Raw genomic sequence first — 25,179 nt, 5'->3', positions numbered from 1 at the left:
TAAGATTCATAATATACGATGATACAAGTCCGGTCTTATATCTCTAGACGGCATAGACCTGCAGTGCATTCGGCTCTACGGAAATATCAAACGGTCCGGTGGATATATTCTCTCCGTCTCCAAGCGCTAGTCTTTGCTGTTCGAAGTGAATGGATAGTTCTTTACCGCGCATGAATTTCACGAACGGAAGATGCACATGCTTACCGGTCAGCACGGTTGGAAATAGGCGGAGAAGCTGCAGCCTGGAACAGCCGTGGACGATGCAAATATCGAGCTGTCCGTCGCCAGGATGGGCTTCGGGACAGATATGCAGGCCGCCGCCATAGCTTTTGACATTTGTAATGGCGGTAAGCCACGTATTGGGATAGGTGCTTGTTACGCCGTCGCAGGTCACCTTAACGCTGCATGGCTTAAAGGTCAAGAGCGTATGCAGGATGCCTACAATGTAAGCGGCCCGTCCGACGCGAAAGAAATTGCAGACTTTTTTATACAAGCTGGTATTCACGTTCTCGGCTACCTGAGCATCAAAGCCGATAGCGAGGGCCGTGAGCGTAAAACCGCTGGAAGTAACGATCAGGTCGGCAGCTTTGGTCTGCCCAGCGAGCATAACATCAAGCGCAGACAACGGGTCATGCGGAATGCCAAAGCCGCGGGCAGTGTCATTGCCTGAGCCTGCCGGAATCACGGCAAGCGGAATGTTAAAGTCTTTCAGAATAGGCAGCACGCTGTGAATCGTTCCGTCTCCTCCGATAACGGCCACACCTTGCCAATGCTCCGCCTCAGATAAGGTGTTGGCAATAACCTTTGCTGCCTGCCCAGCGCTTTCGGTAAACAGGTGGCGGTAACGGATCGCCCTGGAATCTAGAGCGTTCTTGATCTTCAGCCAGGTCCGATAGCCGTGGCCGTTGCCCGATTTTTTATTGACTACAAACAAATACATTTGTTTTCCCCCATGTCATTCAAAAGAACCCTTTGTCTTTATTGTAAGAAGTTCGAGGTTAAAAGGGAACTATGAAATAATGGACATATACCAATCGATTATAGATGGTGAAGCTGCTTTTCGGCCAAGTCGCCGACCCAGGGGAGCTTCATCCATTTACCTTGCAGGGAGCTGAAAAGAAGAACGATCCACATCACCAGGGTCAGAATGGACAGCAGACCTGCAATCAGTGGACCGATCAGGGGGATGAAGCCGGATAGAACATGGGCGATCATGACTGCGCCAAAAGCAAACACGGACTGCAGTGCGTGGAACAGAACGAAGCGGCTGCGCTTTTCGAGTGCAAGAAACACGATGCCGCCGAAACAGGCGAACAAATAACACAGCGTCGCGGCGATATTTTCAGGCAGGCCAGTGGACGATTTGAAAAAAGGGGACATCACTACCACTCCTTGTCTTACAACGGGATTGTTGTATAAACATATGTCGTCTTAAGACAAGTTATGAAAGGTAAAAAGGCATCCCCAAGAGCATTGGCAACCATTCCGGAGCCTGCTCTTGAAGATGCCTTTTGTGCATGCGGTCTGTCTTCTGTGAAGATACATCGATAAACGTTTTCCTTAAGATTATGGAATGCATAATTTTCAGCGAAGCTGAACCATTCCATAATCGCAAGGAAAATTACCACTAAATGCGGTCTGTCTTCTGTGAAGATACATCGATAAACATTTTCCTTAAGAAGGGTCGCCGCCTTGCTGCTGCCTGCGTGGATGCGTAATTTTGCCGATCTTGTCCGTGTCGTTTTCCTTCGGAACGAGGCGGGGATCGGTCCGGCCTTCATGATGATTATCGTATAGGAATTCGCTGAGCTGCCACTCAGTTGTCCCCAGCATCGGATCGGACGGGAAATTCTGCCCGCGATGCAGCGTTTCCTCACGTCCCCATTCATTGGTGTAGATGCCGTCAACCTCAACCTCTTCACGGGAAACAGGCAGCATGGCTTTGTCTTTGTTTTTCATCCAAGAGTCCTCCTTCATCGCTGTCGGAAACATTCTGCTGAAGACGTAAAACTGCCTTATTAACGTTCCCTGACTTGCAGCGGATTATCCAGATTTCATGGCTGTCAGCGGAAAGCGCTCAATATGAACTGCTGCAGCAGCGGCCGGGGATTCTTCCAGCGACGGACTTTGGTGTCCGCAGTAAACACAATCACGGCTTCAAGTGCGGGAAACAGATAAATCTGTTGTCCGCCATGTCCGTGAGCACAGCTGAAGGATTCACCGTTCATTTTACCTGTCCACCAGCCGAATCCGTAATCCCCAAAAGCAGGATAGCCCTCCACCTGTGTCTGAAGCGCCTGGTCTAGCCAGGTTGAAGAAATAATCTGATGTCCCTGCCAGTTGCCTCCCTGAAGACAGCACACACCAAACTTGGCCATATCCCGTGAAGTGAGATACAGACCAACATGTCCCATACTGTGGCCTTCTGGGCTGGAATCCCATGCGGAGTGTCCGATGCCGAGCGGTTCAAACAGATGCTCCCTGGCGTATGAGTAAGCATCCTGGCCTGTGCATTCCGACAAAATGACAGAGAGCAGATGCGTATCAATACTGCGGTATTGAAAACGCCCGATCATCTCCGGATCCACCGGCAGGGAGAGGGCGAAGGAAGTCCATTGTCTGCTTTGATGAAAACGGCGGATCATCGGCTCTCCCAGCTTCTTGCCGGTCTGCCAGGCCATTCCGGTCGTCATGGTTAGCAGCCTGCGGAGGGTAAGGACTTCATGTAGTGCAGGATCTGTTTTTCTGGTGGCGTAACGGCCAAGTATGCTCAGAAGCGGCTCATCCAAGCCAGGCAGCTGACTTTGGCTCGCAGCGATTCCGGTTAGGATCGACGTAAAGCTTTTTGTGGCGGACCTCAGATCATTCAGTGATCCGCTTTCGTGACCGTTATAATATTTTTCGTATATAAGCTGACCGTGGCGAACAACTAGAAGACTTCTCATTTTTGGAAAAGACTTGCTAATCTCCGCATCCACCTTGTCCAGCAAAGGCTGTTTTGATCCCGATTTATCCGGCGGCTGGTAAGAAAATGACGGTGTTCTGTATGATGGCGTTTGAAATCGCAGAATGTCGTGGCTTTCCATGTTCAAGTCTCCTTTCATGTCACGCAAACGTAAATATCTATTGTTATTATTAACTTAACCCGAATAACCGATGATCAAAGATAAGAACCTTTAAATTCAATATAAAAATCCATTCATTTCTTTGGAAAGCTGTTTTCGGCAGCAGAATATGCTACAATGAAAGGAGTGATACAGTCTTTGCCATTTTAGGGTATGTTAATTCCAGTACCTTAAGCGGCGCCGGGAGCGTTCAGCCCAAACCTATAACTAACTGCAAACGACTACTTCTTCATGTCAGGTAAGGTCTTTTCGGCATTCTCTTAATTGGAGCAATCCATTCAAGTGTTTTGGGAGGGAACTATCATGGCAACGAAAGGTCATAACGAAGTAAAAGAAAGTCTGCGGGAAATGACACGGATTTTCCGGCCAAAGGATCCGAAGAAATTTGTTAAGGAATACGTCCGGAAATATCATATTATGGGAGGGTACGAAGAAGAGTTGACCTCGGTTGTGGAGCATGAATTGGGAAGAATGAATTCTTCTGTTTCATAATCACTTCAGTGCCAGCATAAATAAACGAATATAATGAATTAAATAAACGAATATAATGAATCAAACCGTATTCTGCGGAGAATCTTCGCGGAAGCGGTTTTTTTGTGCTGCAAACGGCGGTACGGGCTCCTTGATGCATATAGTGTAACATTCCCGGTTAGATGGGCGTAAAAGCGTGTACGAAAGGGAGTGCAGCATGGAGATAAGCTTGAAAAGCAAGGAAGAAATCAGCTATATGCGGGAAGCGGGCCGTATTCTATTCGCTTGCCATCAGGAAATTGCAAAGATGATCGGGCCCGGGGTGACGCCGCTTGCCATTGATGCTTTTGTAGAAGAGTATCTGGCCAAACACAGAGCGGCTCCGGAGCAAAAAGGGTACCGAGGATTTCCGTTCGCGACCTGTGCTTCCGTCAACGATACCGTCTGCCATGGCTTTCCGAATGATGTTCCTTTATCGGAAGGGGATGTGGTGACCATTGATATTGTCGTCAACAAGGACGGCTGGCTTGCCGATTCCGGCTGGAGCTATGGTGTGGGGGTGCTGAGCAGGCCGCTGCAGAAGCTGATGCTGAAGACAGAACAGGCGCTTTATAAAGGTATTGATCAGGCGAGGATCGGCAATACCATAGGCGACATTGGATATGTTATCGAGAAGGCAGCGCGAAAGGGACGATATGGCGTTGTTAAGCCTTTGGTGGGACACGGCATCGGTCAACGAATTCATGAGCCGCCGGATGTGCCTAGTTACGGCAAACGCGGCGACGGCGTCCGTCTGGAAGAGGGGATGGTCATAACCGTTGAACCTATATTCACGCTGGGTGAAACCGGGGCGGTTCTCTGGAATGATGACGGCTGGAGCATCCAGACAGCGGACGGTACACCCGGTGTTCAGTTCGAGCACACGATTGCAATCACGGATGAAGGACCACTAATACTCACCAATTAGGAGCCGCATAGGCTCCTTTTTTGTTGAAAGCTGACGATTCAAAGCTTGGAAAAAGGGGGAAAATGAATGAAAGAGTTGAAATGTGGGTATACGAAAAAGGATAAATAAGGTTCCAAACCAGGGGTCGAAAAGGGAATGGTAGCACGGTGGAAACGATTGCAAATGCTTGTGTGGCGCGACTTTAAGCACTTTTCGAACAATTTGTGAACTAGGTCAGAATCATTGACAAAATAGTACCTTAAATTTATATTAAATAGGTGATTGTTTTAATTGACAGTAGTGATTCATCCGTTCTAGCGCAGGTGATTGACTGCCAAAAGTTTCTTTGGCGGCACCTGTGAAAATGTACGAAGTGGGGTAGATCAATGATGAAACGGTGGCAGGCTGTAAAGCGACTTGTTCCCTTGCTCGCAGTATTTTCTCTGCTTTTAGCCGGGTGCGGCCGCGAGGACTTGTCGGCATTACGACCACAGGGGCCTGTGGCGCAAGGACAGTATGATTTGATGAAGCTTTCAATCACGATCATGGTCGCTGTCCTGGTCGTCGTATTTGCAATTGGGGTATACGTTTTGATTAAGTTCCGCAGGAAAAAGGGACAAACAGAAATACCTGAACAAGTAGAAGGTAACTTCAAGCTGGAGATTATCTGGACAGTCATTCCGCTTATTCTGGTGTTTATTCTTGCTGTTCCTACGGTTCAGCAGATCTTTGCTTTTGGTGACGATCATTATAATGAAAAGGGTTCCGTACAGGTTAAGGTAACTTCGCACCAATACTGGTGGGAGTTTGAATATCCTCAGTACGGTGTAAACACCGCTCAGGAACTGATCATTCCAACGGGCAAAAACATTGCTTTTGAGCTGAAAACTGCTGACGTGCTTCACTCCTTCTGGGTGCCATCCCTGTCCGGTAAAATGGATACGAACCCGGATGGAACCATCAATCGGTTCAGCTTCAGCACGGATAAAGAAGGCGTTTACCGCGGTAAATGCGCCGAGCTTTGCGGTGCGTCACACGCTCTGATGGAATTCAAGGTCAAGGCTGTAAGCCCGGATTCGTTCGATAAATGGGTTACAGCAATGAAAGCGCCTGCTGTTCTGCCTAAAGATCAAGCTCTGGCTGAAACATTCAAAAATTCTTGCCTGTCTTGCCATGCTGTTGGTGATCAAGGGGGTCCAGTAGCTCCGAATCTTACAGGCATCGGTTCCCGTGAATCTGTTGCCGGTATCTTGCTGAATGAAGGTCAAGACGGAGGTAAACCGGTTAAGGAAAACCTGAAAACATGGCTTGAAGATCCACAAGCTGTGAAACAGGGCAACAAAATGCCAGCTCCAAAAGATTTGGGTCTGACAGATGAACAAATCGATGGCATTGCCGATTACTTGGCTAACTACAAATTGGAGTACTAAGCAATAACAGCAAGATTTTATAAGAGGGGGTACCAACCTTGGCTCATGCTCATAGTGTCAAGCGCCATAAGGGCTTAATGGATTGGCTTACGACAGTCGACCATAAGAAAATTGCCATACTTTACTTACTGGCTGGCGGTTTGTTCTTTGGAATCGGCGGTATCGAAGCGATATTGATCCGCTTGCAGCTGATCAAGCCGATGAACGATTTTGTATCAGCCCAAACATTTAACGAACTGATTACAATGCACGGTACGACGATGATCTTCCTGGGCGTTATGCCTGTGATCTTTGCACTGATGAATGCGGTCATCCCGCTGCAAATCGGTGCGCGCGACGTCGCCTTTCCGTTTCTGAACTCACTTGGTTTCTGGACGTTCCTGTTCGGCGGCCTACTGCTCAACCTGAGCTGGATTATGGGCGGCGCGCCTGATGCGGGCTGGACGGCTTATACTCCGCTCTCAACACATACTTACAGTACGACGCATGGTGTGGATTTTTACACCGTCGGCCTTCAGATCGCCGGTCTTGGTACACTGATCGGGGGCATCAACTTCCTGGCTACGATCATTACGATGCGTGCACCGGGAATGTCCTTTATGAGAATGCCAATGTTTACATGGACATCCTTCATTACTTCTGCGATGATCCTGTTCGCATTCCCAGCCGTAACGGTTGGTTTGGTACTGCTCTCGTTTGACCGTATTTTGGGAGCCAACTTCTTTGAAGTCGCCAACGGCGGTAACCCCGTTCTTTGGCAGCATATCTTCTGGATATTTGGTCACCCTGAAGTGTATATCCTCATCCTGCCGGCTTTCGGCGTTATTTCCGAGGTTATACCGACATTCTCGCGCAAGCGTCTTTTCGGTTACAGCTCCATGGTGTTTGCGACCATCCTGATTGCCTTCCTGGGCTTCATGGTTTGGGCTCACCACATGTTCACAACAGGCCTTGGTCCGGTTGCGAACGCACTGTTCTCGATTGCAACAATGCTTATCGCGGTACCTACGGGTATCAAAATCTTTAACTGGCTGTTCACCATGTGGGGCGGACAGATTCGCTTTACAAGCCCGAACCTGTTTGCGATCGGATTTATCCCTACCTTCGTTATGGGTGGTGTAACAGGGGTTATGCTCGCATCGGCTCCTGCCGACTACCAGTTCCATGATACCTATTTCGTCGTAGCGCACTTCCACTACGTTATCGTTGGTGCTCTCGTATCCGGTATCCTTGCAGGTCTTCATTACTGGTGGCCTAAGATGTTCGGCCGTATGCTGAACGAAACACTTGGTAAATTGTCTTTCTGGTTCTTTATTATCGGTTTCCATCTGACCTTCTTCGTACAGCATTTCTTGGGTCTCATGGGTATGCAACGTCGCGTATTTACTTATCTGCCTAACCAAAACTTCGATACGCTGAACTTGATCAGTACTATTGGTGCAATTACGATGGGTATCGGTGTTATCTTCTTCCTGATCAACGCAATCGTAACGGCTACGAAGCCTAAAGGCGTTGCTAACGATCCTTGGGAAGATGGACGTACACTGGAATGGGCGATCCCATCTCCTCCGCCAGAGTACAACTTCAAGCAAATTCCGCTTGTTCGCGGCATCGATGCTTATTGGAAAGAAAAAATGGCTGGCAACAAAGAAATGACTCCTGCGGAACCGATCGGACCGATCCATATGCCTTCGCCGACCATTCTTCCTTTCGTTATGTCCGTCGGTATTTTCATCGCTGGTCTTGGATTCATGTTCAGTAAAGAGAGTTTCTCGAATTCCTTTATGAGCTTGATCTTCAACAACTGGATTGTCGTTATTATCGGACTCGTTATCACTTTCGGTTCCATGCTGCTGCGTTCCCTGTATGACGATCACGGCTGGCACATCGAAGTTGAAGAGCTGGAAGAAGAGGGGGTAAAAGCATGAGTGCAACGCATGCAGACGGCGCATTGCCACAAGAACCGGAAAAAGCGACGTTAGAAGGCCGTAATAAAGTACTCGGCTTCTGGCTCTTCCTTGGTGGAGAAGCCGTACTGTTCGGTACCCTGTTCGCAACATTCCTTGCGCTCCGCAATCAAACGAATGAAGGTCCTACCGCAAATGAGCTTTTCCATTTGCCGATGACCGCTGCAGCAACCTTGATCCTGCTCGTCAGCAGCTTGACCAGTGTATTCGCCGTTCAGGCCCTGCACCGTCATAAAGTAGCTGCGCTTCGCGTGTGGTTAATGGTTACCGTTCTTTTGGGTCTGGGCTTCCTGGGTCTTGAAATTTATGAATTTGCTGATTATGTAACTGCCGAGAAATTCGGTATGACAACCAGTGCATTCAGTTCTTCGTTCTATACATTGGTTGGCTTCCACGGGGCTCACGTAGCATTCGGTGTGCTCTGGATTTCTGTCATTATCGGACAGCTGTTCAAAAAAGGATTGACGGTCGTAACGGCACCTAAGGTTTATGTGTCAGCAATGTATTGGCACTTTATCGACGTCGTGTGGGTATTCATCTTTACGGTCGTTTACCTGCTTGGAAAGGTGGGCTAAGACATGACTACTGCAGATCGCCAGGCAAGTCGTGATGTTGTTAAGCACAGCGCACGTCACGAGGGACCTCAGAAGCATATTATAGTATTCATTTTCTCCATCATTCTGACAGCTATAGCTTTTGCAGCAGTCGCTGCCGGCGGAGTGAATCCCGCATTTACGGTAATTCTTCTCCTCGCTATGGCTGTACTTCAGGTCTTCGTGCAGATGGGCTACTGGATGCACTTAAAAGACCGGGGGCATATGATGCCGATCCTGTTTATGGTTGGCGGATTCTTCATAGCAGGTACAGCCATCGTTATGGCTCTGTACTGGGTTTGGTGGTAAAATAGAAAAAGAGGCGGGCTCTTGCCCCCTCTTTTTTTCAGTGAAGGCGAGATGTCACAATTTCGACAGATATGATGCTGCCTGAGAGGAGGTTTTAACATGCTGGGGTTAGAATATTTTAGCTTTAGCGCTTTGTTCAGTCCGTTATTTCTCGCTTTTATGCTGATCGTGACGGCTGCGTATTTTGTTGTTATCGGACCGCTTAGTGAGAGGATTGCCGGTTCTGAGCCTGTGCCGTTAAGCAAAAAGATCAGCTTCGTCTGCGGTATGTTTATCCTGTACCTTGCTCAAGGCGGGCCGATCAGTCTGCTAGGACACTTGATGTTTACGTTTCATATGACATCGATGGCACTGTCGTTTATTGTTGCACCGCCGCTGCTCATGATGGGGATCCCGGCATGGTTGTGGAGAGTCATACTCAAGATCAATCCGTTCAAGAAGCTGGGCTTCCTTGCGCGTCCTATCGTTGCTGCAGTCCTGTTTAACGGGTTATTCTCTTTCTATCACTTCCCGGATGTTCATGACTATGTCATGCTGCACTTTACGCTTCACCGGATATACTATTTGGTGCTGTTTATTGCAGCCATTCTGATGTGGTGGACTTTGATTAATCCGCTGCCAGAGAAGGATAAAGCCTCGGGACTCGCCAAGATCGGCTATATCTTCTTGAATATGGTGCTGTTGACACCAGCCTGCGGTTTGATTATTTTCTCTATCGAGCCATTGTACGCTACGTACAGCGATCCGAATGCATGGGCGCAAGCGATGGGATATTGCGTGCCCGGAGATCCGTCGAAGCTATTGGAGGCTTTTGGCGGTCCAACCTTTTTCAACATTATGAGTACAAAGGTAGATCAGCAGGTTGGCGGAATCGTGATGAAATTCTTTCAAGAATTTATTTTTGCAACCATGCTGGCGAAAGTATTTTTTCGTTGGTATAAGCAAGAAAATAAAGAAGACAACGATATGGTGCCGGGTGAGTATAGCGAAGGTTCCATGAACCGTGCGTAGTCTGCTGATATACCTAAGGTAAGGAGGATTTTCATGGATTTATACATGCTGTTGCCGACCATCAGCACATCGTTTATTGTCATCAGCGCGATTTTGGTGGCAATTGGCTGGGTGCTCATTATTCAAGGGAAGCGTGACGCCCATAAAAAAGTAATGATTAGCGGCGCCATTGCGGCACTGCTGTTCTTCATTATCTACGTGTCCAGAACGGCCTTTGTTGGAAACACGTCCTGGGGCGGATCGGACGAGCTTAAAGTGTATTATCAAACCTTCCTGATCTTCCACATTACGCTGGCTACCGTAGCTGCCGTATTCGGGATTACCACGTTGGTGCTGGCCTTCAAGGAGAAATTCTCAAAGCACCGCAAATGGGGAAGAGTCACGGCCACGATCTGGTTTGTGACGGCGATTACCGGCGTAGCCGTTTATGTTCTGCTGTATGTTCTCTATCCTGGTGGACATACTGCCCCGGTATGGGAAGTTATAATGGGCGCTTAAGCATAAGAGACCTTTTCAGATGTCTGCAACTGGGCATAGTGAAAAGGTCTTTTTATATGCGATGATTCATAATAGTATCTGGGCGGATGTTCATGCGACTGCCGAATCAATTTTAGAGGGAGTGGATTGCAAAGACAGCATTTTGCTCGATTTCCGTGTTCTTGGACCTAAAATGTGGGTATAAATGAAGGGATGCCAAAAAATAAATGGTAACTTTGTGGCTTCTAATTACGTCTTAACATTATAAGGGTGAACACCAAAATCGCTGGAAGGGTCCGGGGTCCACATGAAACGTATCGGCTTTTGGAAACAGGGGAGGCAGAAGAGCAGACGGTATGTCTTGGCTGTTGTAGCTATCGTGGCATTGCTGTTTGCAACCTCGCTTTCCGCAAAAATGTCGGCAGATCAGCAACATGAAGCAGGCCAGCAAAATCAGACCGAAGCGCCACCTAGAGCCGGAAAGCCGTCTGATTCAGAGCAAGGCTTAAATGTAGATGATCCCGAGAGTGTTAGCAAGCAGTCTGCAGTACAGTGCGGTGTGCTCAAGCTGGAGCAGTCATCCCAGGAAGGGATCAGACAGCTTCCGCTATACTGTATATCCGGTAAATTTTACAGCGAGTATATTCCATCCAATCTTCCACATAAGGAACTGCCGGTACTTCAAGATACTTTCCTTCCTGAATCGGATATTACACGATGGGGAGCATACTTTTTGAATGAGAGCAGCAATTATGGGTATCTCATGCTGGCTCCGCGTCATTGGGAGGTTACCCAAGCGGATACAGGTATGGATGGCTCGGTTAAAATTGAAATGCAGGATCCTGCGAATCAAGGCATACATATGACCTATCTAGATGTTGGTGCTTGTATGGGCTGTGCGATTGGCGAGATCGGTAGACTGTTTCCGGAAAAAAAGCAGTGGACGGAAGAGCGGGGATTTGCCGGAGATACGCCTGTGTTCAAGAGTAGAACGCTGCTGAATGAGCACATGGCCCTGTATAAGCTGCAAAAGGATTCGGAAACGTATGAAACTTACGGGGCGGCTTATCAGGATATAGAGCAGGATAACGCTTCTTTTACGATGCTGGAGATTGAAGTGCCTAAGGAACAGGAGCAAGTCGCACAAACCATGATTGATTTTTATACCCGATATCCGACGATTTTTGCGTATTGATCATCATGCCTGATCGTTGGTAGATAAGGTTCAGAGCCCGTTTAGGGGTTCTGGGCCATTTTTTTGCTTCGAGGAGGGTCATCATAAAATTTTCCAAAATATTTTGCTAAATCCTATTGTGTCTTCCATAGACACACTATATACTGTGTATAAAGATATACACAGTAAGCACACCGACGAGGTGTATACACACCTGAATACATAACCAAGATTGAGCGGGGGAGATCCGTTTGAGCAACACTAAGAGGGCCTGGTCCATGATCCTGAAGGACTTGAAGGGCGAGAAGAAATATTTTGTTTGGACCTTTGTATATGCCGCTTATATGGCTTTTACGCTTGGAATGGCGGTTAAAGGGCAATTGGAAGACAGAAGCTATGCGAGTCCGGTCATTGATGGTTTATTTCTGCTGCTGATTCCCATGCTTGGCTTTTATTTCTGCAGAAGGTCATTCAAATATTTAAGCGAGGATTCCTATACACGGATGCTAGCCTACTTCAGGGCACTGCCGATTTCAGATCATGTTGTGATCGCTTACCGGCTGATGCAGATTTTCCTGGGTTTTATGGTCAACGGAATTGTTTTTTTCGGACTGATGTACTGGATTGCAGAGCCAATGCGAAATGAAATGTCATTATCAGGATATCTGGCCTTGGCGCTCACATGGATCGGATACGGCATGATGATGTCAGGACCATATATGTATTTTGAATTTTCCAATCATGGCAAAGCGTACCTCAGATCCACCTTGAGTCTGTTTGCAGCGGCGGTGGTTGCGGCAGCAGGCATCAAAATATGCGGAGGTAATCTGCTGCTTTACACGATCGAGCTCGCAACCCGCTGGAGTCTGCTGTCTCCGATCATGTGGACGGCGTTGGTAGCGGCCGCTGTAAGCCTAGCGATCTTTTCAAAAATAACATTACGCAAGCTCAGAAGCAGAGATCTGGTGTAACCACTTAGATAACAATAAGGGCTCCCCGTTTACAGAACCGCCGCAGCTTAAGCGGTAATCTGTTCGAGAAGCAAAGGTGAGGTGCGAAAGGTGTGGATCCCAATACAACTGAATGAAAATAGCGCTGAACCTCTTTACCATCAGATCGAATCCCAATTAAGATCGCTGATCATCAGTGGACAAATCAAGGAGGGGATCCTATTGCCATCGATCAGAGAATTTGCCGGAGGATTAAACTGCAGCGTCATTACCGTTCGCAGGGTCTATCAGGATCTCGAGAACGAGGGACTGCTGCGGACGAAGCAGGGGACTGGAACATTTGTCGCGAAGGTCGGAGATTCACAGCGTGAAATATTCAAACGGGAAGCGGTGGAAGAGGCGCTGAGCTCAGCAGTCGATGTCGGCATATCCGTCAAATGTGAGGAGGAAGAGCTTAAGCAGCTCTTTTTAAAAATATTGCACAGCAAATATCATTCGGAGAAGGGAGAAGGTGAGGCATAAGTGGAGCAAGTCGCCATAGAAATGAACGGTATTGAGAAAAAGATGCGGCATAAGATGATCGGTCCCATTGATTTGAAGTTGCCCAAGGGCTATGTCATCGGACTGATCGGAGAAAACGGCTCTGGTAAGAGTACTCTCATCCATATGATGCTGAAGATTGTATTTCCCGATCGGGGCAGCATTTCCTGGTTCGGCAAAAACTATCCGCAGGAAATTCCGCACAATGTCCGCTGCCAAATCGGCTTCGTGTCGGAGAAGTCCTGCAGTGAAGAGGATAATCTGACCGCGGAGGAAGCTGCAGAGTTCCGGGCACAGTGGTATCCGGAGTGGGATCAGATGTATTTTGAAGAACTGCTCGGGAAATTCAAGGTTCCGCGGAACATCAAGCTGAAGAAAATGTCCAAGGGAGAGCGGCGCAAATACGAGATATCCGCTGCACTCGCACCCAGACCGAAGCTGCTGCTGCTAGATGAGCCCTCTTCAGGGCTGGATCCTTTCGCTTGGAAGCTGATGATCGATGAACTGCGAAGTTATATGGAATCAGGAGAGGCTACGATACTGCTCTCCACCCATATCGTCGATGAAGTCAAAAGACTGGCGGATTACGTCCTTCTCTTGCATCACGGTAAATTGCACGGCATAGCGGAGAAAGACAGCCTGATGGATAACTGGAAGGAAATTTGGGTCAGCGGCGGCACCGATCTCGCCGAGGATTTGCCGGGCATCATCCAGGTACAGCAGGAGATTCAAGGGGTCGTACGGATGATAACAACCGATTGTCTACACACGGAACAGATTTTACATGACTCGGGAATACCGGTTTTGAAGACCAGGACGCTCGAGCTTGATGAAATATTAAGCCTATGGTTAAAAGGCCATCTGCCTGCAGGAATGCAGTCAGGGAAAGGGGATTAAACATGGTATCGTTGCAATTGGATCATGTATTTAAGCAGTATGGGGAAAAGACAGCGGTAAACAACATTTCACTGCAAGTGGAGCAGGGGGAAATTTACGGACTTTTGGGTGCGAACGGCGCCGGAAAAACGACGACGATGCGGATGGTGCTGGGACTGATTTACCCGGATGGAGGCGACATCCGCTACCATGGAAAGCCTTACAACAACGAGCTGACGCGGATCATGGGGTATCTGCCTGAAGAACGGGGGCTGTATCCGAAGGTGAAGATCAGTGAACAGATCGTTTATCTGGCTCGCCTTCGCGGCATGTCCAAACAGGATGCGGACAAAAGTCTGCGTTACTGGCTCGACCGGTTCGAAGTACCGGAATATTACGATAAGCGGATCGAAGAACTGTCCAAGGGTAACCAGCAGAAGATGGGCTTTATCGCCGCTATCGTGCACAAACCACAAATTTTGATTTTGGATGAAGCCTTCAGCGGCTTGGATCCGGTCAATGTGGAGCTGCTAAAGGCTACGGTCAAAGAGCTGCGGGATAATGGAACGAGCATTTTGTTCTCTACCCACCGCATGGAGCATGTCGAGGAGCTGTGCCGCCGCATTACGATCCTAGACCGATCTAATACGGTAGTGCAGGGGGAAATCAAAGAGATCAAGAGCCGCTATCCGCGCGAAGAAGTGATTTTGTACACGGAGGGTCAAGTGAACCGCCTGGAGTCCATTCCGGGAGTCAAATCGGTGGAGCGCGTGGATCGCGGATATCATATCCATATCGGCACACCGGATACAGCTCAGCTGATCCTACAGCATGCTATGGCCGAAACGACGGTCGAGCGCTTTGAAATCAAAGAGCCAACGCTGAACCAAATCTTCATTCAAGAGGTGGGTGAATCACATGAATAATCGTTTGGGAACCATTATCGGATTTACTTTTAAGAATAAAGTTAAAACAAAATCTTTTCTGGTCACGACATTAGTGCTGGCCATCCTGATTACGATCGGCATGAATCTTCCTTACATCATCAAGCAGTTCAGCAGCGGGGATGACGGGAAGGCGCAGCAAATCGGTCTCCTGTATGGAAGCCAGCAGGAAACGGCGGCGGAGCTGGAGAAGTATGCGGCGGCTTCTGGCGCGAAGGATTTTGCTTTTGTGAAGGGTAGCAATGAAGATCAGCTCAAGCAAGACGTAAAGGACGGCAAGCTGGAAGGATACCTGAAATTTGAGGAAGATCCGGCTGACAAATCTTTTCCGAAAGTGGTCTACGCGGGTAAAGGGGATATCAGTCAAGGGCTGAACGCCTACCTGCAGGGTGCATTGCAAAATATCAAAACCACGATGATTACGAAGGATTCTCTGACGGCAGAGCAAATTGCCGCACTGAATAAGCCGGTATCGTTCAGCTCGCTTGATATCTCCGATCATGCCAAAGCAAGTGCGGGTGGAGACAAGGAGAAAGCCAACAACCAGAAAGTCATGAATTACGTGATCGTGTACTTCTTGATGATTCTATTCTTCACCTCCAATATGATGACAGGCAATATGATCGCGGCTGAGATAACAGCAGAGAAAAGCTCGCGCATTATGGAAATTCTCATTACTAGCGTATCGCCGCTGAGCCAAATGTTCGGTAAAATCATCGGGATCTTCCTGGTGGGTATCACCCAAATCGCTGCCTTCGGCGTCGTTATTGGTGCTAACCTGATGCTGCCGAACAATGTGGAGATGTTGAAGGATTTCCATCTCAGTCCATCGGATATCAATATCGCAGTGATGGTATACGGACTGCTGTTCTACATCTTTGGGTACTTCCTGTTCGCGGTGCTCTATGCTGCTGTAGGTTCCATGGTCAGCCGTACCGAAGAGCTGGGTCAAGCGGTGATGCCCGTTACGATGCTCGGACTTGTGACATTCTACATCGGTATTTTCAGCATCAACACGCCGGAAAGCATGCTGATCAAGATCACGAGCTTTATCCCGTTCACAGCGCCGACTTCTATGCTGGTGCGGATCGGAATGGGCGAAATCCCAGTATGGCAGATCCTCATCTCACTGGCGCTTCTGATCGTGGCCATTCTGGTATGCGGCTGGCTGTCCGCGAAGATCTACCGTACCGGTGTTCTGATGTACGGCAAGCGTCCATCATTCAAAGAGCTTCGTAAAGCGATGAAGGCGTATAAGATTTAGCATATTTTTCTCATAATAAAATCCGAATCTCTTCTACTTATTTACTTGCTAAATCATAGATTTTTTATTTGAAGGAGAGGCTGTATTTAAATGAAAAAGATGATTGCAGTACTATTATCTACTTTGCTATGCCTTTCGTTAATGCCGATCTCGGTTATGGCGAAGGAAGCAGCACCTTACGTAACAAGAGGTGAGGTAGTAGACTATCTACTTGATGTAGTAGATGACTATAATCCGAATGTGAAGCGTGAAGATATACTGAAGGGTTATGGTAAGGGCGTTATTAATGAGAATCAGAATGTATCAAGAATCGAAGCATTGATTATGATTAGTCGTGCTTTCTCTGATCTACCTAAGCCACAAGGCAATGATCTGCGTGTAGGAAATGCAGGTGCAAACTTCACAGATGTACCTGCATGGGCGAAGCAGGAACTCGTATCATTAACAGACGCAGGTGTGATTGGCGGCTATCCGGATGGTACACTCGGTGTAAAAGATTATATAACGGCAGAACAATTGCAGACGATTACGAAAAGAATTTTTGCCCTTGAAGGTACGAATCCACGTGATGACTTTTACGAATTTGTTAATAAGAAATGGCTGAACAGTTCTACGATCCCTGCAGGAGAGATGGGCAACGGCGCATTCAATGAATTGATGACTTCAAACGAAGCACGTATAAAGCAGATTGTGGATGAACTTGTGAAACAGCAGAATCCTGCCGGTTCTAAAGAGCAAAAAATTGCCGATTATTATCTGTCTGCTCTTAATATGGCGGAACGTAACAAGCAAGGAATAAAGCCCATCAAGCCTTATTTAGATTCGATTGAAAAGGCATCAACGGTGGCGGAATTGTTCGATGCTAACCTTGAGATCGATAAAGCAACACATATGGGATCGTTAGTATCTTTTGGTATCATGGGTGACGCGAAGGATAGTTCTGTTAATGCTTTGTATTACTCTGGACTCGGAACAGGCCTGGACAAAAACAGTTATACATCAGGGGATGAGAAAACAAAGCAAGCATATACCACGTATTTGACTACCCTGTTTAAATTGTCCGGCGCTGATGAACAGTCTGCTAAGCAGCAAGCAGAAGCCGTATATGCATTCGAATCAGAGCTTGCGAAGGCAACTCTAGATATCCAGGGACAGAACAATGTAAAAAACTTTTACAATCCTTATTCTGTAAATGAATTTTTGGAATTATTCCCTAATGTAGACATGGGGAAATACATGAAAGAGTTTAAACTTGATCACACCAATAAAGTAATTGTTATGGATGTTGGTCTTACAAAGAAGACAGCTGAGGTTCTTAAAGATTCTAACTTAAATACGTTGAAGTCATATATGAAAGCAGATCTATTGAGAAATGCAGGGGCATTGTTATCTGATGGATTCCGCCAAGCAGGAGATCAATTTGCAGCTCAAGTGTATGGTATCGAAGGCTCCAAGTCAGATGCGCAATTGGCTCTTGCTGTGACTCAAGGTGCGATGAGCAGCTATTTGGAACAAATATTCGTTGAAAAATACTTCTCCAAAGAAGCTAAGCAAGATGTAGAAAATATGGTTCATCAATTTATTGATACTTACGAGAAACGAATTCAAGCATTGGACTGGATGTCTGAGCCGACAAAGGCAAAGGCAATCAAGAAGCTTGAGAAAATGTCGATCAAAATTGGATACCCTGATAAGTGGGATACAACGCTTGATCAAGTGCAAATCAAATCCTATGCAAATGGTGGTTCTTTATTCGATAATACGATTGCTATTACGAAGGCCTTTGCTGATGAAGCATACAAGTCATTAGGCAAACCAGTAGATAAGAGCAAGTGGGGGATAAGTGCCTATACCGTCAATGCTTTCTACAATCCACTAAATAATGAAATTACTTTCCCGGCAGGTATTTTGCAAGCTCCATTCTATGACATCAATGCGAAGAAGGAAACGAACTTAGGTGCTATTGGAATGGTTATTGCACACGAGATTAGTCATGCATTTGACAATCTAGGTTCATCTTATGATGAGAATGGTAATGCAGTCGATTGGTGGACAGCTGCAGATTATAAGAAGTTCGAGCAAAAATGTAATGAGGTCATCGCATTTTATGATGGGCTCGAAGTAGTGCCAGGTGCATATAATAATGGCCAGCTCACAATATCTGAGAATATTGCTGATCTTGGTGGTATGGCAGCTTCCTTACAAGTTGTTTCTCAATTACCTAACCCAGACTATAAAGCTTACTTCGAAGGTTATGCAACGATCTGGCGCCAAACGATGAGTAAAGAAATGTCTTCTTATTTGACAACGATTGACACTCATTCTGCGAATAAAGTTCGTGTGAATCGCACTGTAGCAAACTTTCCGGAATTCTATAAAGCATATGGAATTACTCCAGAAGATGCGATGTATGTTGCTCCAGAGAATCGTGTAGGAATCTGGTAATTCTGGTAGAATTCATTTAACCACTAATATTGAGAAAAGAATGAAAACCTTGATCTATCAGAAATGTTGATGGATCAAGGTTTTTTATAACCGACTGTATTCTTTATTTAAAATTGACGAGAGGCTCGAACCAAGCTAAGCATCCGAACCCCGACTCCATTTCCGGATAAAAAGGCCGATTTTGGAGGTTACATAGAGCCGGTCCGCCGGGAGGCTGGTGTTGCCGTGTGCTTGAATATCCGGTTCGCCTCCGTATTGCGAAGCACGAAAATACCTGCGCAAAGCGAGATTAGGAAGCAGATGCCGGCTGCTACCGGCAGGAGCGACCATTCTAGAATAGCGTGGCCCAGTACCGTCTGCCATCCGATTGCGAGCAAGCCCAGGATGTAACTTATACCGGTCAAATGAATCATCCGGATCCGGGAAGCCCTCGAAAGGGAGGAATGCACCGCCAGCCAGGCGACGAGCGGGACGGCTTGAAGCGCATGAAATCCCAGGCCGTGCAGCCAAATGATGTTCCCGTGAAGGCCTACCACCCGGCCCTGATTCGTCGAAATCCATATTCCCGCGGCAAACGACAGTATGACGGCAAGCATCGCATAGCGAATCCCCGTAACAAGCTCTGGATGAATCCGGTAAACCTTGGAACGGAAATATGCGATGGCCGGAACCAGATAAAAGAGAATGAGTAGTAGAGCTACGAAAGCGAAAATACTGCCGACCGCCACGTCGAAGGGAGAACCTCCCCTGACAAACCTTGGATTCACACCCCGAAAATTTTGCACGGTTTCAGCCGCATAGGCGTACAGCGTGAGAGCGATATAAGGATAGCGGATGAAAGCTTTGCTTTTCCTACCCAGTCCCGAATATGGTAGAATGGCCGCAGTGGATAGCAAAAAGATGCCAATCGCGGCGTTAAAAGAAAATGCATTTAAAATGTTGCCGCTTGGAGCCACGTCTTTCCCAAACACGACAACCCAAAGCCCACAAAATGCCGATAGCAAAAAACCAAGAATGGATGTAAGTACAAGCCATTTTTCTCCCTCAAATAAGCGAATCTCCGCGCTTGTTCCTTCATTCCTAACCATTTTCACAAACCATCTCCCCCTCCAATAATTTGAATTTAACTGTATTTTATTGGGAAGCCGGATTTACAACCTCCATCCGGGGACCGGACTTTATCCTGGACTTTGGTCGATATGCCCCCTCGACCAAATGCGTGGGAACAATTTCCTAACCCTGCTTTTCGCAAAAATTCGCCTATGAAAACCATCGGCAACCGATTGATATGGATATAATCTAGAAGAGCATACATCGTATTATTGCAAATAAATGTTCCTGCCGAATAGGAGATGGAGGCTCTCCACCGCATATCAAAGTCATTTTTTAAGGAAACGAGTAATAGACGTTCATTAACGCACATGATGACCTTTAACTTGATATGAATGAAGGGACCAGTTAACAATGTATATCAGTGAGTAAATATCCAGGAACGCTTTAGCGGAAATTCTCACGAATTAAACATGGAATAATTTATAATTGTAAGTATGAGGAAATCACATCAGCTTCTCTGATATCTGAACTAATGGAGGATGAATAATGTCGTACGGAATTGTAGCTTATCAAGAAAAAGATCATGATAGATTAGTGGATATTTGGTATAAGGCTGTAGTTCATACCCATACATTTCTGACGGAAAAGGATATTCAGTTTTATCATGATATGGTTAAAAATGGATCACTAAAAGAAGTAGAGATTTGGGTGGGAGTTAATGAGAATGCAGAACCTACAGGATTTATCGGGCTTGACGGAACCAAGATAGAGATGCTGTTCGTAGACCCCAAATACCACGGAAAGGGTATAGGGAGCAGATTAATCAATCATGCTGTAAAAATAAAGGGGGAAAATCTTCAAGTTGATGTTAATGAGCAAAATGATGGAGCGTACGCATTTTACAAAAGGCTTGGATTTGTTCAGGTTGGACGATCAGAACTAGACAACTCAGGTCAGCCATTCCCCCTACTTCACTTAGAGTTAATAAGTTAAACTAACCGGCAGATTAGTTCCAATAAGCCATTTGTATTCGTGATAATTTAACGAAATGAGGTTTCCTAATGGAGGAAAGACAGTTAAGGGAAATTAAGATAGCTGATTATCATGATATTTATTTGTTGAACCAAGACTTTAACCCGAATCTATCTATATTTACGGAAGAAAAAGTAAAAGAGAAGATAGAAATTATTAAAAACAAAACAAAGGATATGATCTTTGTTTGTGAACAAAACAACGAGGTAATTGGTTATATTCATGGTAGCCCATACGAATTACTTTTTTCTGACCCCTTGGTAAACGTTCTAGGGTTTGTTGTGAAACAAAAGTATCGAAATCAAGGTATAGGTAGTATGTTGATTGAGCGTCTTGAACAGTGGGGAAAGGATAATGGATTTTCTGGGATTAAATTGTTATCCCACCCAAGCCGGATTCAAGCTCACAGATTATACGAAAGACGTGGGTATAAATTTACAAAGGACCAAAAGAATTTTATAAAAAAGTTCGACTATGAGGATCAAAACAGATGACGATCAACCCAAACGCTCCATATTTCCGATTATGACGGCGTGGACGAAAGGGTATTTTCTGATGCAGTGAGAATTATCACAAAAAAAGGCTCGTGAAAAAATAAATTATTTCTATATCCACACCCCATAACCTATTCAAATCAGGCGTCACAGCTTGGTTTGAGTGGGTTTTTCTTTTTTTGCCGTACAGAAATGTATGAAATGAGTTGAATACTTTGTGAAAATAAGCACAAATATAATCATTTGTTGTATAATAGTTACCGAGGGTAGCTACCGAGGCATAAGAATCAATCACAACGTGAAATTAATCACAAACCTATAAAGAGAAAGCGAGTTATTTTCCACGAGGGGGTGAGAAGAAATGGCACCTATTATTCAATTATTAAAGAGTTTTCATTTCACAGAATCCGAATCCAAGGTGTACATTTCTTTATTACAAGATGGTCCAGGCACTGGATATGAAATTAGTAAAAACTCCACAGTTCCACGCTCGAAGGTGTATAACGTTCTTGAAATGCTGATGGAAAAGGGCTGTATTGTTGTCTCGAAGCAGACAAATCCAGTTCACTACAGCGCGGTACAGATTGATGAGTTTGTAGCGAATATCAAGTGCAATGTGGAAGATCGCCTTTCAGCAGTGGAAAAGGAACTTTCAAGCTACAGTCAAACCATGGATCTTGAGAAGCTTTGGTATATCAAGGGGTACAAAAATATTTTCAACAAATGTAGGCATGTATTAAAAGAAGCGAAGAGCGAAGTGTACGTGCAGGTTTGGAAGGATGATATTGAACAGATCATCGAGGAATTAAAGGATGTGGAAGCTAGGCTCGATCAAGTCGTTATCATTCTCTACAGCAGCAATCACGACTACGATGTTGATCTGCAACATTATTATAAGCATGGATTCGAAGAAGATAAGCTGAGGGAAAGTGGTGGCAGATGGATTAACATCGTTGTCGATTCCAAGGAAGTTACCTTTGGTCATATCCAGAATGAAAAGAATGCCGAGGTCATTTGGACACAAAGTACACCTATGGTTTTCTTGGCTAAAGAAAATATAAGTCATGATGCGTATTGCTTAAAGCTTATTGATGCTTTAGGGGAAGATGCGAAACATAAATTTGGCGTTGAGTTGAAGGGGATTCGAAGTATTTTTAAATAAATAGAAGAGAAGGTTGAGCTTATGACAGTAACCACACTGATACTAGCCCTAATCGTAATTGTAAATGGTATTTTTGCAGTAAGATTTGTGATGGATGTCATGAAGAACAAGGATGAATTGAAAAAAGAAAAGGGTAACAACTTATTTCTGGCTATTTCTTCGCCGATCATATTCTTCTTCTCGTCGTTCGGGGTTTCGGATTTCGCCGTGTCGACCATTCTTTATCGTAAGAAGAAGTTAGTGTCGGATAAAATGCTGCCAGGTACATTGAATACACAATGTGTGATACCTGTGGCAGTAACTGCCTTGGCTTTTATCTCCGTTATTAAAGTTGATATTTTAACATTAGCTGTATGTATCATTGCTCAAATCATCGGTGCGTATATTGGACCTCGATTTGTTGTAAAACTTTCGGCTAAAGCGATTCGAAGATTTATTAGTGTGGGACTTATTATTGCGACATTTTTCATTCTGGCAGGTAAATTTAACTGGATCCCTTCGGGTGGTACAGCAACGGGACTCAGTGGCGGCAAACTTGTCATTGCAGCTGTTTGTTTATTCGTATTCGGTGCCCTAAATAATATTGGGATTGGTTCTTACGCATTAACCATGGTTACGATTTACGCACTGGGTATGAACCCAGCGGTTGCTTTCCCGATTATGATGGGTGCTTGCACATTCTCGGTTCCAATCGGCAGTATGGAATTTATTAAGTACGGACAATACAGCAGAAAAATTACATTATTTACATCTACCTTTGGTGTGATTGGTGTTCTAGTTGGTGTGTATTTAGTAAAAGGATTAGATGTATCGATGCTTCAATGGGTTGTTGCAGCCATCCTTCTTTACAGTGGTGTGAGCATGTTAATCAATGAAATCAAAGCAGCTAAAGCAGAGAAAAACGGCGACCAACATCCAACAGCAGCATAAACTAATGAACGAGGTGGATCATCATGTTAGTACTAACAAAAGCAGATATTAAAAAAGTGTTTACGATGAAAGATGCCATTCATGCCGATAAAGAAGCGCTACGTATGTATGCACAGGGAAAAAGTGTCGTGCCACTACGAGTAAACATAGATATCCCGAAAGAGCAAGGACAAAGCTTATTTATGCCAGCCTATGTCGAAGAGCTTGACGCCACGGGTATTAAAATCGTTTCGGTCTTCCCGAAGAACATTGAGATTGGCAAACCTTCTGTGCCAGCCCAAATGATTTTGATGGATGGAAAAACCGGTGAAGTGTGCGCCATTATGGACGGTACATATTTAACCCAACTACGAACTGGTGCGGTTCAAGGTGCAGCGACGGATATTCTTGCTAGGGAAGATGCGAAGATTGCCGTGTTATTCGGTACGGGAGGACAAGCGGGTACGCAGCTAGAAGCCATGTTAAATGTAAGAGACTTAGAGGAAGTCAGAGTGTTCGATATTAACTTTGAGCGTGCTAAGCAATTTGCGGCGGAGATGCAGCAAGAATTTGCTCATTTTAACACGAGAATTATAGCTGTTGAAGATGGCAATGAAGCGGTTAAAGATGCAGATATCATCACAACAGTAACAACGTCAAGAAGACCTGTGTTCGATGGCACACTCGTGAAGAAAGGTGTCCATGTCAATGGGGTGGGTGCCTACACACCAGAGATGCAGGAGTTACCGGAAACCATTGTACAGCAGGCAGATAAAGTTATTTTCGATACCAAAGAAGGCGTCCTTGCAGAAGCGGGAGATTTCATTATTCCTATGCAAAAGGGCATCGTTTCGGAGGAAGACTTCGAAGGTGATCTCGGACAAGTGATTCTAGGTGAAGTGAAAGGAAGAGAAACCGAGCAAGAGATTACTCTTTTCAAATCCGTTGGAACGGCTGTACTTGATGTTGTAACTGCACATCAGATTTATAAGAAGGCGCTTGCGCTTAACGTAGGGCAAAGTGTAGAACTTTAAAGCAGAACGATGGGGACAGCATCATGAAAAAGAGGGAGCAACTCATTACTTATGAGTTGTCCCCTCTTTTTAAATTATTCAACTAATCTTACAATATACCCCGGTTCAAATTTAAAAGTAGGTACCTGCCCAATAGTCATTTCATACTTATTTTCACTCTCTAGCACAGGCCAAAGAATTTCTCTGAGTTCACGTAATTGATCATCCGAATAATCATTAATGGCCTTTCAACAGCCATTCAGCTAAACATTCCTGTTAGTCCTAAGAAACGGACTTTGTCAAAAAAGGAGCGCGGGTCAAGATTGCCATCTATCATAGCCTGGTCCGCAATGAAATTATCAATTGAAACTGCAACGTGATAAACCAATGAAGCCATAAAAGTCCCCCCTATGTTATTAATTCGATTCTTAGAAAAGACGAGCACCACGATTAACACAGCAGTAATAGCAGCAAATAGCTGAATAACCATCCATAAAACGGGATTGCGGCATAGTACTTATTTCCTCTTTGAAGGTGATCATGTGTCAGATTTTTTATCCGACATTCAGCAATATGCAGCGGTGTTAATGGGCGGGAAAACCTACGAGTTTGGATTTCAATTCGGTGCAAAAAAGGCTGAACCCGGTTATAAAGGAATAAAGCACTATATCTTCTCAAACACCATGCAGTTTGAATCCAACGCGGAAGTAGAACTGGTTAGAGGAGAGGCAGTAGATTATATCGAGAACCTAAAAAAAGAAACGGATGGGACATTGTGGCTTTGTGGGGGAGGACAACTGGCGGGTTCACTTATCGAACGAAAACTCATTGACCAATTGGTGTTGAAAGTGAATCCGATCTTGGCTGGCTCAGGCGTGCCGCTATTCGGTGACGCAAGACCCCGTTTGAAATTGGAGCTTATCGATATGAAACGGTATGAGAGTGGGGTCATAAAATCAACCTACAGCATTATTTATCCATAAATCGAACTGGG

General features: G+C 45.6%; 28 protein-coding genes and 1 pseudogene. 22 read left to right on the top strand and 7 right to left on the bottom strand.

The features are described from left to right. Positions 1-43: 43 nt before the first annotated feature. The 4 genes from MUG84_RS08930 to MUG84_RS08915 all read right to left on the bottom strand — a co-directional run bounded on the left by MUG84_RS08930 (position 44) and on the right by MUG84_RS08915 (position 3,086). Positions 44-940 (bottom strand): diacylglycerol/lipid kinase family protein, encoded by an 897-nt coding sequence (locus MUG84_RS08930; RefSeq protein WP_244723943.1) that lies wholly within the window; start codon positions 938-940, stop codon positions 44-46. Between the two features lie 98 nt (positions 941-1,038). Then, positions 1,039-1,380: a DUF4870 domain-containing protein gene (locus MUG84_RS08925; protein ID WP_244723939.1), complete on the bottom strand. Its 342-nt coding sequence runs from the start codon at positions 1,378-1,380 to the stop codon at positions 1,039-1,041. A gap of 294 nt (positions 1,381-1,674) precedes the next feature. Next, positions 1,675-1,959: a transposase gene (locus MUG84_RS08920; protein ID WP_244723936.1), complete on the bottom strand. Its 285-nt coding sequence runs from the start codon at positions 1,957-1,959 to the stop codon at positions 1,675-1,677. Between the two features lie 104 nt (positions 1,960-2,063). Then, on the bottom strand, positions 2,064-3,086 hold the full coding sequence (locus MUG84_RS08915) for a serine hydrolase domain-containing protein (protein WP_244723933.1): 1,023 nt from the start codon (positions 3,084-3,086) through the stop codon (positions 2,064-2,066). A gap of 342 nt (positions 3,087-3,428) precedes the next feature. Here MUG84_RS08915 and MUG84_RS08910 point away from each other — a divergent pair, with 342 nt between their 5' ends. The 16 genes from MUG84_RS08910 (at position 3,429) to MUG84_RS08835 (ending at position 18,522) form a co-directional block, all read left to right on the top strand. After that, complete coding sequence (locus MUG84_RS08910; protein WP_036651115.1) at positions 3,429-3,617, top strand: hypothetical protein; 189 nt, start codon at positions 3,429-3,431, stop codon at positions 3,615-3,617. 196 nt (positions 3,618-3,813) lie between these two features. Continuing rightward, entirely contained in the window at positions 3,814-4,563 is a 750-nt protein-coding gene (gene map, locus MUG84_RS08905) for a type I methionyl aminopeptidase (protein ID WP_244723930.1), read from the top strand. Between the two features lie 365 nt (positions 4,564-4,928). Continuing rightward, positions 4,929-5,972, top strand: coding sequence for a cytochrome c oxidase subunit II (coxB, locus tag MUG84_RS08900; protein WP_244723926.1), 1,044 nt, complete (start codon positions 4,929-4,931; stop codon positions 5,970-5,972). A gap of 77 nt (positions 5,973-6,049) precedes the next feature. Further along, complete coding sequence (gene ctaD, locus MUG84_RS08895) at positions 6,050-7,900, top strand: cytochrome c oxidase subunit I (protein WP_244724914.1); 1,851 nt, start codon at positions 6,050-6,052, stop codon at positions 7,898-7,900. Beyond that, positions 7,897-8,514, top strand: a complete 618-nt coding sequence (locus tag MUG84_RS08890) for a cytochrome c oxidase subunit 3 (protein WP_244723907.1) — start codon at positions 7,897-7,899, stop codon at positions 8,512-8,514. The genes ctaD and MUG84_RS08890 overlap by 4 nt, the downstream gene beginning before the upstream one ends. 3 nt (positions 8,515-8,517) lie before the next feature. Then, entirely contained in the window at positions 8,518-8,841 is a 324-nt protein-coding gene (locus MUG84_RS08885; RefSeq protein WP_244723905.1) for a cytochrome C oxidase subunit IV family protein, read from the top strand. 99 nt (positions 8,842-8,940) lie between these two features. Further along, a complete protein-coding gene (gene ctaG / locus MUG84_RS08880) occupies positions 8,941-9,852 on the top strand; it encodes a cytochrome c oxidase assembly factor CtaG (protein WP_244723903.1) in 912 nt (303 codons plus the stop codon). A gap of 33 nt (positions 9,853-9,885) precedes the next feature. Beyond that, on the top strand, positions 9,886-10,350 hold the full coding sequence (locus tag MUG84_RS08875; RefSeq protein ID WP_244723900.1) for a DUF420 domain-containing protein: 465 nt from the start codon (positions 9,886-9,888) through the stop codon (positions 10,348-10,350). A gap of 19 nt (positions 10,351-10,369) precedes the next feature. Next, positions 10,370-10,534: a hypothetical protein gene (locus MUG84_RS08870; RefSeq protein WP_244723898.1), complete on the top strand. Its 165-nt coding sequence runs from the start codon at positions 10,370-10,372 to the stop codon at positions 10,532-10,534. A gap of 102 nt (positions 10,535-10,636) precedes the next feature. Beyond that, on the top strand, positions 10,637-11,524 hold the full coding sequence (locus MUG84_RS08865) for a DUF4850 domain-containing protein (RefSeq protein ID WP_244723896.1): 888 nt from the start codon (positions 10,637-10,639) through the stop codon (positions 11,522-11,524). A 230-nt stretch (positions 11,525-11,754) separates the two neighbouring features. Continuing rightward, positions 11,755-12,474, top strand: a complete 720-nt coding sequence (locus MUG84_RS08860; protein ID WP_244723894.1) for a hypothetical protein — start codon at positions 11,755-11,757, stop codon at positions 12,472-12,474. A gap of 90 nt (positions 12,475-12,564) precedes the next feature. Then, entirely contained in the window at positions 12,565-12,975 is a 411-nt protein-coding gene (locus MUG84_RS08855; RefSeq protein WP_244723891.1) for a GntR family transcriptional regulator, read from the top strand. Next, positions 12,976-13,890, top strand: a complete 915-nt coding sequence (locus MUG84_RS08850) for an ATP-binding cassette domain-containing protein (RefSeq protein ID WP_244723878.1) — start codon at positions 12,976-12,978, stop codon at positions 13,888-13,890. Between the two features lie 2 nt (positions 13,891-13,892). Next, on the top strand, positions 13,893-14,795 hold the full coding sequence (locus MUG84_RS08845; protein WP_244723860.1) for an ABC transporter ATP-binding protein: 903 nt from the start codon (positions 13,893-13,895) through the stop codon (positions 14,793-14,795). Then, positions 14,788-16,077 (top strand): ABC transporter permease, encoded by a 1,290-nt coding sequence (locus MUG84_RS08840; protein WP_244723857.1) that lies wholly within the window; start codon positions 14,788-14,790, stop codon positions 16,075-16,077. Before MUG84_RS08845 ends, MUG84_RS08840 begins: the two co-directional genes overlap by 8 nt. Positions 16,078-16,167: 90 nt before the next feature. Further along, positions 16,168-18,522, top strand: a complete 2,355-nt coding sequence (locus tag MUG84_RS08835; RefSeq protein WP_244723854.1) for a M13 family metallopeptidase — start codon at positions 16,168-16,170, stop codon at positions 18,520-18,522. Between the two features lie 188 nt (positions 18,523-18,710). On the opposite strand, the gene MUG84_RS08830 is transcribed toward MUG84_RS08835, so the two are convergent. Further along, the gene (locus MUG84_RS08830; protein WP_244724912.1) at positions 18,711-19,610 is read right to left on the bottom strand and encodes a hypothetical protein; all 900 of its coding nucleotides are present in this window, start codon (positions 19,608-19,610) and stop codon (positions 18,711-18,713) included. Positions 19,611-19,645: 35 nt separating this feature from the next. Beyond that, positions 19,646-19,894, bottom strand: a complete 249-nt coding sequence (locus MUG84_RS27625) for a pyroglutamyl-peptidase I family protein (protein ID WP_425313182.1) — start codon at positions 19,892-19,894, stop codon at positions 19,646-19,648. Between the two features lie 227 nt (positions 19,895-20,121). Here MUG84_RS27625 and MUG84_RS08825 point away from each other — a divergent pair, with 227 nt between their 5' ends. The 5 genes from MUG84_RS08825 to MUG84_RS08805 all read left to right on the top strand — a co-directional run bounded on the left by MUG84_RS08825 (position 20,122) and on the right by MUG84_RS08805 (position 24,206). Then, complete coding sequence (locus tag MUG84_RS08825; RefSeq protein ID WP_244723838.1) at positions 20,122-20,568, top strand: acetyltransferase; 447 nt, start codon at positions 20,122-20,124, stop codon at positions 20,566-20,568. A gap of 68 nt (positions 20,569-20,636) precedes the next feature. After that, positions 20,637-21,101, top strand: coding sequence for a GNAT family N-acetyltransferase (locus MUG84_RS08820; protein ID WP_244723835.1), 465 nt, complete (start codon positions 20,637-20,639; stop codon positions 21,099-21,101). Positions 21,102-21,462: 361 nt separating this feature from the next. After that, positions 21,463-22,263 carry a TrmB family transcriptional regulator gene (locus tag MUG84_RS08815; protein ID WP_244723834.1) on the top strand — a complete coding sequence of 267 codons (801 nt, stop codon included), beginning with the start codon at positions 21,463-21,465 and terminating at the stop codon, positions 22,261-22,263. Positions 22,264-22,284: 21 nt separating this feature from the next. Beyond that, positions 22,285-23,193 carry a sulfite exporter TauE/SafE family protein gene (locus MUG84_RS08810; protein ID WP_244723832.1) on the top strand — a complete coding sequence of 303 codons (909 nt, stop codon included), beginning with the start codon at positions 22,285-22,287 and terminating at the stop codon, positions 23,191-23,193. Positions 23,194-23,216: 23 nt separating this feature from the next. Then, complete coding sequence (locus tag MUG84_RS08805) at positions 23,217-24,206, top strand: ornithine cyclodeaminase family protein (RefSeq protein ID WP_244723829.1); 990 nt, start codon at positions 23,217-23,219, stop codon at positions 24,204-24,206. A gap of 283 nt (positions 24,207-24,489) precedes the next feature. On the opposite strand, the pseudogene MUG84_RS27455 reads toward MUG84_RS08805, so the two are convergent. Next, positions 24,490-24,582, bottom strand: a pseudogene (locus MUG84_RS27455) (dihydrofolate reductase family protein); the annotation flags it as partial. Positions 24,583-24,667: 85 nt separating this feature from the next. Between MUG84_RS27455 and MUG84_RS08795 the strand changes: the two are divergent. Then, entirely contained in the window at positions 24,668-25,168 is a 501-nt protein-coding gene (locus tag MUG84_RS08795) for a dihydrofolate reductase family protein (RefSeq protein ID WP_425313190.1), read from the top strand. Positions 25,169-25,179 lie beyond the last annotated feature (11 nt).

The sequence above is a fragment of the Paenibacillus mangrovi genome, from assembly GCF_022898935.1.
GTDB classification, from domain to species: Bacteria; Bacillota; Bacilli; order Paenibacillales; family Paenibacillaceae; genus Paenibacillus_AQ; species Paenibacillus_AQ mangrovi.
This window is presented reverse-complemented; position numbering and strand designations above follow the sequence as displayed.

Coding starts and splice junctions, on each gene's coding strand:
- MUG84_RS08930 (WP_244723943.1), bottom strand. CDS start 940: ATGTATTTGTTTGTAGTCAATAAAAAATCGGGCAACGGCCACGGCTAT.
- MUG84_RS08925 (WP_244723939.1), bottom strand. CDS start 1,380: ATGTCCCCTTTTTTCAAATCGTCCACTGGCCTGCCTGAAAATATCGCC.
- MUG84_RS08920 (WP_244723936.1), bottom strand. CDS start 1,959: ATGAAAAACAAAGACAAAGCCATGCTGCCTGTTTCCCGTGAAGAGGTT.
- MUG84_RS08915 (WP_244723933.1), bottom strand. CDS start 3,086: ATGGAAAGCCACGACATTCTGCGATTTCAAACGCCATCATACAGAACA.
- MUG84_RS08910 (WP_036651115.1), top strand. CDS start 3,429: ATGGCAACGAAAGGTCATAACGAAGTAAAAGAAAGTCTGCGGGAAATG.
- map (WP_244723930.1), top strand. CDS start 3,814: ATGGAGATAAGCTTGAAAAGCAAGGAAGAAATCAGCTATATGCGGGAA.
- coxB (WP_244723926.1), top strand. CDS start 4,929: ATGATGAAACGGTGGCAGGCTGTAAAGCGACTTGTTCCCTTGCTCGCA.
- ctaD (WP_244724914.1), top strand. CDS start 6,050: ATGGATTGGCTTACGACAGTCGACCATAAGAAAATTGCCATACTTTAC.
- MUG84_RS08890 (WP_244723907.1), top strand. CDS start 7,897: ATGAGTGCAACGCATGCAGACGGCGCATTGCCACAAGAACCGGAAAAA.
- MUG84_RS08885 (WP_244723905.1), top strand. CDS start 8,518: ATGACTACTGCAGATCGCCAGGCAAGTCGTGATGTTGTTAAGCACAGC.
- ctaG (WP_244723903.1), top strand. CDS start 8,941: ATGCTGGGGTTAGAATATTTTAGCTTTAGCGCTTTGTTCAGTCCGTTA.
- MUG84_RS08875 (WP_244723900.1), top strand. CDS start 9,886: ATGGATTTATACATGCTGTTGCCGACCATCAGCACATCGTTTATTGTC.
- MUG84_RS08870 (WP_244723898.1), top strand. CDS start 10,370: ATGTCTGCAACTGGGCATAGTGAAAAGGTCTTTTTATATGCGATGATT.
- MUG84_RS08865 (WP_244723896.1), top strand. CDS start 10,637: ATGAAACGTATCGGCTTTTGGAAACAGGGGAGGCAGAAGAGCAGACGG.
- MUG84_RS08845 (WP_244723860.1), top strand. CDS start 13,893: ATGGTATCGTTGCAATTGGATCATGTATTTAAGCAGTATGGGGAAAAG.
- MUG84_RS08840 (WP_244723857.1), top strand. CDS start 14,788: ATGAATAATCGTTTGGGAACCATTATCGGATTTACTTTTAAGAATAAA.
- MUG84_RS08835 (WP_244723854.1), top strand. CDS start 16,168: ATGAAAAAGATGATTGCAGTACTATTATCTACTTTGCTATGCCTTTCG.
- MUG84_RS08830 (WP_244724912.1), bottom strand. CDS start 19,610: ATGGTTAGGAATGAAGGAACAAGCGCGGAGATTCGCTTATTTGAGGGA.
- MUG84_RS27625 (WP_425313182.1), bottom strand. CDS start 19,894: ATGCGGTGGAGAGCCTCCATCTCCTATTCGGCAGGAACATTTATTTGC.
- MUG84_RS08825 (WP_244723838.1), top strand. CDS start 20,122: ATGTCGTACGGAATTGTAGCTTATCAAGAAAAAGATCATGATAGATTA.
- MUG84_RS08820 (WP_244723835.1), top strand. CDS start 20,637: ATGGAGGAAAGACAGTTAAGGGAAATTAAGATAGCTGATTATCATGAT.
- MUG84_RS08815 (WP_244723834.1), top strand. CDS start 21,463: ATGGCACCTATTATTCAATTATTAAAGAGTTTTCATTTCACAGAATCC.
- MUG84_RS08810 (WP_244723832.1), top strand. CDS start 22,285: ATGACAGTAACCACACTGATACTAGCCCTAATCGTAATTGTAAATGGT.
- MUG84_RS08805 (WP_244723829.1), top strand. CDS start 23,217: ATGTTAGTACTAACAAAAGCAGATATTAAAAAAGTGTTTACGATGAAA.